Raw genomic sequence first — 3,433 nt, 5'->3', positions numbered from 1 at the left:
TAATTTGATACTGAGTTTGCCAGACGATCGCAAACTTCTGGTTAAGCAAGAGCGCTATAACAAAGAAGGGAAAACTGCGGGCGAATTTTTCAACGAATGGCGGATGCAGGAGTTTTTACAACAATCTCCAGAACTCAGCTACCTCCGTCCGCTACTTCCGGAGGTGCTAAATTTTGATGCAGAAAACGCAATTATTGTTTTCAACTACCTAAATGACTATCGCGATCTAGCAAAGTTCTACGCCAAGGAGAAGGTTTTTCCGACAGCGATCGCATCTGCAATTGGAGCCATTATAGCAGCGATCCATCGCGCTACTCTAGATCGTCAGGATTATCGGGACTTCTTCACGCAAAATCGCCAAGGAGTAGCCAGTTATAGAATTACGGACAGTGTGCGGAAGTTGGATCGAATTACCCCGGAAATTTTCGGTCAAGTACCCGCAGACGGAATCAAATTCTTCACCCTCTACCAGCGTTATGAAAGTTTAAGAACGGCTATTGCAGAACTTATTGCCTCTTACGAACCTTGCTGTCTCACTCATAACGACTTAAAGTTGAACAACATATTACTGCACGACGATTGGGAGCAAGCCCTCTTAAAAGCAGAACCATCAGAAAGCAGCATCGTTCGACTGATAGATTGGGAACGCTGTAACTGGGGAGACCCTGCGCTTGACTTAGGTACGATCATCGCCAGCTACTTACAAATCTGGCTGATTAGCTTAGTTGTAAGTAAAGCAATTGAGATGGAAGAATCTCTCCGCATGGCGATGATACCACTCGAACAAATCCAACCTTCAATTGCTGCTTTGGTTAGTGCTTATTTCGGTAACTTTCCAGAAATTAGAGAGCGTCGTCCCGATTTCTTAAAGAGAGTCATGCAGTTTGCCGGTATTGGCTTGATTACGCAAATTCAGTCTCAGATACAGTACCAAAAAACTTTTGGCAATACGGGTATTTGTACGCTTCAGGTTGCCAAGGGTTTACTTTCCCGTCCGGAACAGTCAATGGCGACTGTTTTTGGCAATGCGGCATCTGAAATAACTGGTTTCATTCCTGCGATCGCTTGAGTCTTTCTAGTGAAATTAAACTATTATGCAATTGGTAGATTCTCTTAAAATTTTACAACCAACTGTATCTGGCGATCGAGTGCTGGATTCTCTGCAAGACATCGCCAATAAAATGCAGATTAAATCCGACTTCTGCATTAGCCATCCCGATTACAAACCCTTAGAACTTCCAGAGGAAGTAGCATCCCGTTTCCAAAGCCTACCTTTGGAGCTTCGCAACAAGTATCTCAGTTTACGATTGCGAAGTTTTTTGTACGGAATTTATTACAACGCCTCGTTGCGAAAATCTCTGGCACCAGAAGCTGATTCAATGGATTTAGAAGCTCAGCAAAATCTGGAAAACAACACCTATTTGGGAGTAGACCTAAAATTTTACGATCGATTGCACGAAAGCAATTGTGGGGAAGGCTATTTCGATCCCGGTTGGAGTGTGCTAAAACAAGAGGATGATGGCAGCCTAGCAGTCACAAAAAACAATTTGACTTTGCACATCCAGCGCGATCGCCATCTACGATTAGAGGATAAATCCGCTGCTGTCGGCGATGCGGTTGCTATCCGCAAACCGCGCAATTTAGTTCAAAATGGCTTTTACATGGCAGTCGGCAATAAAGGTTCGCAACGTCTCGACAATTCAAATGTCGATCCTCAAACGGTGCGAATTTACTTTAATTTAACGCCTGAAGGTGCGGTAGCGATTATGGCTGCTATTACAAGACACCTGAACGAAATTTCTATTCCCTTTTCGTTCAAAGCTCTCTACAATCCTTCTGCCTACGAACGCTACGATAGTGCAGTTCTCTACTTTGCAAAAGGTAACTATGAAGTAGTGCGGCAAGTGCTTCAAACCGTTTATACAGAAAAGCGATCGCATTTTCAGCCAGAAGTGCCTCTGTTCACCAAATTGCTCGCGCCGGGACTTGCTCTAGCGGAAGAACCCGATCGCAAATTCACTACCAAAGAAAGTTTCGGGACGCATCGCTGCCAAATAGTTGCTAATGGTTTACTGGAAGCTTGGCAAAATGGGGATGACTCTCCAGATAGCCGTATGGCATCTATTACAAAAAATTTCTCTCTTTTGGGGATTTCGCTATATCGGTGCCTCTTTTCACGACCACGATCTAGCTCATCAGTGGTTGCACAACCCTTTGTTAGATGTGGTGATGGTGAGACACAATATTGCTCACCGTACTGCCCAAGATCGAGTCTTTCCTTATTTAGATGCCGAAGACCCGCAGCGACCCGGTATTGTCACCTTTAAGTCTGCTGGTATGCACACTTCCCTTTACAAAGCGCCTGCGGGTCTGCCAACAGAATGCTGGCGACCTTCCGTTCCAGATTTGTATCGCTATTCTTTGAGCCAAAACTGCGTGGATGTTTGCTTGACGGGTCTGCGGCGGCGCGAAGAGGTGGATGCGGCGATCGCAGCTGTCCAGCAAGGCAAACTCACACCCCCTGAAATTGATTATCTCAACATTTACGGCGACTTACATCGCGATCGGTTAAAAATCCAACAAGTCCCCTCTGAAAAATTGCTTTATCGATCTTAAAAGTAGGGTGGGCATTGCCCACCTTATTCCTTCAAAACCTAAAACTACAGACTTAAGGAGAAAACCGCAATGCAGAAAACAATGGAAAAAACTCAATTGCAATTTACACAAGAATCTTCACTGCCAAAAATCCCCCCTTTAACAGATGCAGATATTATTGCTTACCTGCGCCGTAATTACAAATTTGCTGAAATTGCAACTAATGCCGAGCGCGATGCGCTGATTTTAGCGATATGCGATCGACGCGGCATTACTGTTGCCGAGTCAGAATTACAAGCAGCCGGAGATAGCTTTCGCCTCGAACATAAATTATTGAGTTCTTCTCAAACCTTATCTTGGCTTCAAGAGCAGCGAATCGCGGTAGAGGATTGGTCTAGTGGGATTAGAGTCGCGCTACTTACCAAGAAACTAAAAGAACAACTTTTTGGCGCATCAGTCGATTCATATTATATCAACAACCGCAAAAATTATAAACGCATTGCTTTCTCTCAAATTTTATTAGGCGAGGAAACAGAGGCTTTGAAAATAGCCGCTGCACTTCAACAAGACAAAGCCGCCTTCTGTGCTTTAGCACTAGAGTATTCTAAAGATCGACAGTCTAAACAAAATGGTGGTTTTGTTGGGATTCATTTTCTTTCCAGATTGATGCCGGAGGTAGCAGAAGCTGTCTCGGAAGCGAAAGAAGGTGAGGTAGTTGGGCCAATTCAAACTAAATTTGGCTATCACATTATCAAAATTGAAAAAATGTTTCCTCCCCAACTTAGCGAATCAGTTAGAGACGAAATTTTAGAATCTCTTTTCAAAAATTGGTTAAAGG

The 3,433-nt window shown here is 43.9% G+C and carries 4 protein-coding genes; all 4 read left to right on the top strand.

The window, feature by feature from the left end:
• Positions 1–1,069, top strand: a 1,069-nt coding sequence (locus H6S82_RS24595; protein ID WP_191056858.1) for a phosphotransferase, incomplete at its 5' end; no start/stop codon positions are given.
• A gap of 25 nt (positions 1,070–1,094) precedes the next feature.
• On the top strand, positions 1,095–2,327 hold the full coding sequence (locus H6S82_RS24590) for a T3SS effector HopA1 family protein (RefSeq protein WP_190464762.1): 1,233 nt from the start codon (positions 1,095–1,097) through the stop codon (positions 2,325–2,327).
• A 10-nt stretch (positions 2,328–2,337) separates the two neighbouring features.
• Positions 2,338–2,616: a hypothetical protein gene (locus H6S82_RS24585; RefSeq protein WP_190464763.1), complete on the top strand. Its 279-nt coding sequence runs from the start codon at positions 2,338–2,340 to the stop codon at positions 2,614–2,616.
• A 69-nt stretch (positions 2,617–2,685) separates the two neighbouring features.
• On the top strand, positions 2,686–3,433 hold a 748-nt coding region (locus H6S82_RS24580), incomplete at its 3' end, for a peptidylprolyl isomerase (protein ID WP_191056857.1).

It is taken from the genome of Planktothrix sp. FACHB-1355 (assembly GCF_014748295.1).
Classification (GTDB): domain Bacteria; phylum Cyanobacteriota; class Cyanobacteriia; order Cyanobacteriales; family Aerosakkonemataceae; genus Aerosakkonema; species Aerosakkonema funiforme_A.
This window is presented reverse-complemented; position numbering and strand designations above follow the sequence as displayed.

Coding starts and splice junctions, on each gene's coding strand:
- H6S82_RS24585 (WP_190464763.1), top strand. CDS start 2,338: ATGCACACTTCCCTTTACAAAGCGCCTGCGGGTCTGCCAACAGAATGC.
- H6S82_RS24590 (WP_190464762.1), top strand. CDS start 1,095: ATGCAATTGGTAGATTCTCTTAAAATTTTACAACCAACTGTATCTGGC.